Source organism: Synechococcus sp. BA-120 BA3, assembly GCF_034931285.1.
Taxonomy (GTDB): Bacteria; Cyanobacteriota; Cyanobacteriia; order PCC-6307; family Cyanobiaceae; genus Cyanobium.
Map to the genome: position 1 here is coordinate 1 of NZ_JAYGHZ010000512.1, position 630 is coordinate 630.

General features: G+C 76.0%; 1 protein-coding gene. It reads right to left on the reverse strand.

The window, feature by feature from the left end:
* A partial coding sequence (locus tag VB737_RS17225; protein WP_500314775.1) for an efflux RND transporter periplasmic adaptor subunit occupies positions 1-611 on the reverse strand: 611 nt, incomplete at its 3' end.
* Positions 612-630 lie beyond the last annotated feature (19 nt).

The window sequence follows — 630 nt, forward strand, 5'->3', positions numbered from 1 at the left end:
GGATGGCGCTGCCCCGGCCGCAGTCCCCGAGCGGCGTCGGGGGGGACCCCCACCCGCACCTCCAGGGGGGCCGCCTCCACCAGGGTGATCAGGTCCTGGCCGCCGCTCACCACCACGCCCTCATCGAGCCGCCGCCGGCTCACCGTGCCGTCGAAGGGGGCCACCAGCACGCTGCGGGCCAGGTCGACATCGATCTGGCGCAGGCGGGCCTCGGCCTCCTCGACCTGGGCTTCGGCCTGGACGAGGCGGCTGCGCAGGGCGGCGCTGCCGTGGATCTGCTGGTCGAGGTCCTCGCGGGAGATGGCGCCCTGGGCATGGAGCCGCCGGCGGCGGTCGCGCTGCAGTTCGGCCAGGGTGAGCTGCTGCCGCACCTCCTCCACGGCGGCCAGTGCGACATCCCGCTGGGCCAGCGACTGCTGGCGCTGGGCCCGCAGCCGGCGGCGATCGAGCTGGGCCAGTGGCTGGCCGGCCACCACCCGGTCCCCCTCCTCCACCAGCACCCGCTCGAGGGTGCCGGGGAGCTCGAAGCCGAGGCTGCTGCTGCGGCCGGCCACCACCTCACCGGTGTAGTCGCGGCTGGTGAGGTACCGGCTCACGGGCTGGGCCGTCACCACCGACACCGGCAGGGGG